This is a genomic window from Frankia sp. AgKG'84/4 (assembly GCF_023242965.2).
Taxonomy (GTDB): domain Bacteria; phylum Actinomycetota; class Actinomycetes; order Frankiales; family Frankiaceae; genus Frankia.
This window is the reverse complement of the sequence record NZ_JALKFU020000505.1, coordinates 1-4,023: the sequence shown is the minus strand read 5'-3', so window position 1 is coordinate 4,023 and position 4,023 is coordinate 1. Positions and strand designations below refer to the sequence as shown.

Genomic DNA, 4,023 nt, shown 5'->3' with positions numbered 1-4,023 from the left:
ACCCGGACCGACAGGCCCGCCAGCGTTCGACCGGCCCGGCCCCGCACCGACGGGTCATCCGGGCGAGTCGTGGCCGGCGAGCCCGCCCGGTCCGCCGTCACGGCTCCCGGCGGACGATGCCCATCCCGACCTGCCGCAGCTCGACGAGCCCCTGCTGATCCCCGACTACCCGCCGAACTTCGACGACCTTCCCGCCCCGCCCACCCCGGAGCGGACGCCTGGGCCGGCGGGCTCCCCGGACCGAAACGGCTTCGACGTCCCGGACGCCGGGGCCGACCCGGAGCCGGGGCCGGGCGCCCCGACGCCGGGGGCCGACGATCCCCGGGGCGCGCCGTCGGGTCCAGGTGCGGGTCCCGACGTGCCACCGCCGTCCGGGCGCGGTTCGGGGCGCCGCGCCGCCGGCTACCCCTGGGCCGCACCGCCGCCGGGCGAGGCGCCGAACCCCGGCCCGGAACCGCCCGATCCGGACGACTGACTCCGGACCGCCAGCTCAGGACGGGATCTGTGCGGCTGTCCCCGGGCGAACGTGGTTCTGCGCGGTGGACACCACGATGTGGCGTACCGTCGTCTCATCGCCAGATAACCGCCGCCGGCGACCCCGCCGCGGCGCTGCCGACGTGATGCCCGAGGTCGAGATGCCCGCACTGCGCTCCCGAACAACCACGCACGGCCGGAACATGGCTGGTGCCCGCGCCCTGTGGCGGGCCACCGGCATGACCGACGACGACTTCGGCAAGCCGATCGTCGCCGTGGCGAACAGCTTCACCGAGTTCGTTCCGGGCCACGTGCACCTGCGCCACCTCGGCTCGCTGGTGGCCGGCGCGGTGGCGCAGGCCGGCGGGGTGGCGCGGGAGTTCAACACGATCGCTGTCGACGACGGCATCGCGATGGGCCACGGCGGGATGCTGTACTCGCTGCCCTCGCGTGAACTCATCGCCGACAGCGTCGAGTACATGGTCAACGCGCACTGCGCGGACGCGCTGGTCTGCATCTCCAACTGCGACAAGATCACCCCGGGGATGCTGCTCGCCGCGCTGCGGCTGAACATCCCGACCGTGTTCGTCTCCGGCGGGGCGATGGAGTCCGGCAACGCGGTCATCTCCGAGGGCACCGCGCGGTCCAAGCTCGACCTGATCACCGCGATGTCCGCGGCGGTGAACCCCGACGTCTCCGACGACCAGCTCGCGACGATCGAGCGCTCGGCCTGCCCGACGTGCGGCTCCTGCTCCGGCATGTTCACGGCGAACTCGATGAACTGCCTCACCGAGGCGATCGGCCTGTCGCTGCCCGGCAACGGTTCCACCCTCGCCACCTCCGCCGCCCGCCGTGAGCTGTTCCTGGAGGCGGGCCGGCTGGTCGTCGACCTCGCCCGCCGGTACTACGAGAAGGAGGACGAGGCGGTCCTGCCCCGCGCGATCGCCAGCGCCGCCGCCTTCCGCAACGCCTTCGCCGTCGACGTGGCGATGGGTGGCTCCACGAACACCGTGCTGCACCTGCTGGCCGCGGCCGTCGAGGCCGGGGTCGAGGTGACCCTGGCCGACATCGACCAGATCTCCCGCAGGGTGCCCTGCCTGTCCAAGGTCGCGCCAAGTTCCACCCGGTACTACATGGAGGACGTGCACCGCGCCGGCGGGATCCCGGCGATCCTCGGTGAGCTGGACCGCGGCGGTCTGCTCGACCGGAACACCCACTCGGTGCACGCGGCGAGCCTCACCGAGTTCCTCGACCGCTGGGACATCCGCGGCGCCAGCCCGTCGCCCGACGCCGTCGAGCTGTTCCACGCGGCGCCCGGCGGCGTGCGGACCATCGAGCCGTTCAGCTCCACCAACCGCTGGGAGTCTCTCGACACCGACGCCGAGAACGGCTGCATCCGCTCGGTCGAGCACGCCTACTCGGCCGAAGGCGGCTTGGCGGTGCTGTTCGGCAACCTCGCGCTCGACGGCGCCGTGGTGAAGACCGCCGGGGTCGACGAGTCGCAGTGGAGCTTCCGCGGCCCGGCGCTCGTCGTGGAGAGCCAGGACGACGCGGTCGACGCGATCCTCACCAAGCGGGTCAAGGCCGGCGACGTCATCATCGTGCGCTACGAGGGCCCCCGCGGCGGCCCCGGCATGCAGGAGATGCTCTACCCCACGGCGTTCCTCAAGGGCCGCGGCCTCGGCCCGAAGTGCGCGCTGATCACCGACGGCCGGTTCTCCGGCGGCAGCTCCGGGCTGTCCATCGGCCACGTCTCGCCGGAGGCTGCGCACGGCGGGATCATCGCCCTGGTCCGCGACGGAGATGTCATCGACATCGACATCCCGACCCGCCGGCTTGAGCTGCTGGTCTCCGAGGAGGAACTCGACCGCCGGCGCGCCGAGCTGGAAGCGGCCGGCGGCTACCGGCCGGTGGACCGCCAGCGCTCCGTCTCCGCGGCGCTGCGGGCCTACGCGGCGATGGCCACCTCCGCCTCCACCGGCGCCGCGCGCGACGTCGGCCTGCTCGGCGGCTGACGAGAGCCCGGCCGGTCCGGCCGGGCTGGCGAACTCAGACCGGGGCTCCCGTGGGAACGGAGGACGGCGTCGCGAGGGTGACCACGAAGTCTCCCTCGGCGTCGGTCCACCGTTGCGCGGTCGCCCAGCCCGCTGCCGCCAACTCCGCGGTGATCCCGTCCGGGGTGAACTTCGCGCTGATCTCGGTGAGCAGGTCCTCGCCGCGCTGGAAGTCGACGGTCAGCGCGAGGGAGTTGATGGTCACCCGCTGGTCGCGAACGGCCCGCAGGCGCATCTCGATCCAGTTCTCGGCCGCGTTCCACACCGCGATGTGGGCGAAGCCGCGCACGTCGAAGTCTGCCCCGAGCTCACGGTTGATCACGCTGAGCACGTTGCGGTTGAACGCGGCGGTCACCCCGGCGCCGTCGTCGTAGGCGGCGACCAGCCGATCGGGGCTCTTGACCAGGTCCGTGCCGAGCAGCAGCGCGTCGTCGGTCGATGCCTGTTCCCGCAGCGTCCGCAGGAACTCGCGCCGGGCCTCGGGACGCAGGTTGCCAAGGGTGCCGCCGAGGAAGGCGGTCAGTCGGCGGCCGCCGCTGGGCAGGCGCGGCAGGTGCCGTTCGAAGTCGCCGACGACGGCGTGCACGGACAGGTCCGGGTAGGCGTCGAGCAGGCCGTGCCCGGCGTTGGTCAGCGTGGTCTCGTCAACGTCGAACGCGACGAAGCGCCGCAGGCTGCCGACGTCCCGAAGCGCGTCGAGCAGCAGCCGGGTCTTCACCGAGCTGCCGGAGCCCAGCTCGATGAGGGTGTCGGCTGGGCAGGCCGCGGCGATGTCACCGGCGTGCCGGTCCAGGATCGCCCGCTCCCGGCGGGTCGGGTAGTACTCGGGCAGTCGGGTGATCTCCTCGAAGAGGATCCCGCCCGTCGCGTCGTAGAACCACTTCGGCGGTAGCTCACGGCGGTCCGCGGTGAGTCCGGTGAGGACGTCGCGAGCCAGGGCGACGGCGCGGTCCTCCGCGCGCAGGTGCCGTTCCAGGGTGAGGCGCGAGCCAACGTCCGGCTCGCTGGCCGACGGCGCCGGACCACTGTCACTGACAGTGGTCACCGTCGGGGGGAAGGCCGTCCCAGTGGGGGCGGTCGTCGGAGTCCTCGCTGTCATCGTGGCGCCCTCCATCGACGTTGTGCAACCCACAGTAACTGTTCTAGGCGATCAAACTACGAAGAGTCACTTTGCGCGTGTCGGCCACCAAAAGATGATGGTCGGGCACGGCGATCCACCCTGACTCGTCGTCATCGGGCTCACTAGCGACCACCACGCCATCCGCCTCCACTCGGTAGCAGAGCGTGTCGCCCCAGGCGGTCGCCACGAGGTGCGTGCCATCGGCGACGAGCAGGTTGAGCCGAGCCCGCCCGACCGCGGCCCGCCTGACCACGGCCCGCCTGACCACGGCCCGCCTGACCACGGCCGGTTCGACCACGGCCGGTTCGACCACGGCCGGTTCGGGGGCGGCCGGTTCGGGGGCGGCCGACCAGTCGGCGGCCCAGGGCGTCGCGG

General features: G+C 72.6%; 3 protein-coding genes and 1 pseudogene. 2 read left to right on the top strand and 2 right to left on the bottom strand.

Annotation, left to right across the window (positions count from 1 at the left end):
- Together MXD58_RS22165 and ilvD are read left to right on the top strand one after the other, a co-directional pair.
- A pseudogene (locus MXD58_RS22165) lies at window positions 1-475 on the top strand (hypothetical protein); the annotation flags it as partial.
- A 160-nt stretch (window positions 476-635) separates the two neighbouring features.
- Window positions 636-2,489, top strand: coding sequence for a dihydroxy-acid dehydratase (gene ilvD / locus MXD58_RS22160; protein ID WP_248838544.1), 1,854 nt, complete (start codon window positions 636-638; stop codon window positions 2,487-2,489).
- Window positions 2,490-2,523: 34 nt separating this feature from the next.
- Here ilvD and egtD read toward each other — a convergent pair whose 3' ends face one another.
- Together egtD and MXD58_RS22150 are read right to left on the bottom strand one after the other, a co-directional pair.
- Window positions 2,524-3,627 (bottom strand): L-histidine N(alpha)-methyltransferase, encoded by a 1,104-nt coding sequence (egtD, locus tag MXD58_RS22155; RefSeq protein ID WP_250609845.1) that lies wholly within the window; start codon window positions 3,625-3,627, stop codon window positions 2,524-2,526.
- 43 nt (window positions 3,628-3,670) lie between these two features.
- Window positions 3,671-4,023, bottom strand: a 353-nt coding sequence (locus MXD58_RS22150; protein WP_374616489.1) for a class II glutamine amidotransferase, incomplete at its 5' end; no start/stop codon positions are given.

Coding starts and splice junctions, on each gene's coding strand:
- ilvD (WP_248838544.1), top strand. CDS start 636: ATGCCCGCACTGCGCTCCCGAACAACCACGCACGGCCGGAACATGGCT.
- egtD (WP_250609845.1), bottom strand. CDS start 3,627: ATGACAGCGAGGACTCCGACGACCGCCCCCACTGGGACGGCCTTCCCC.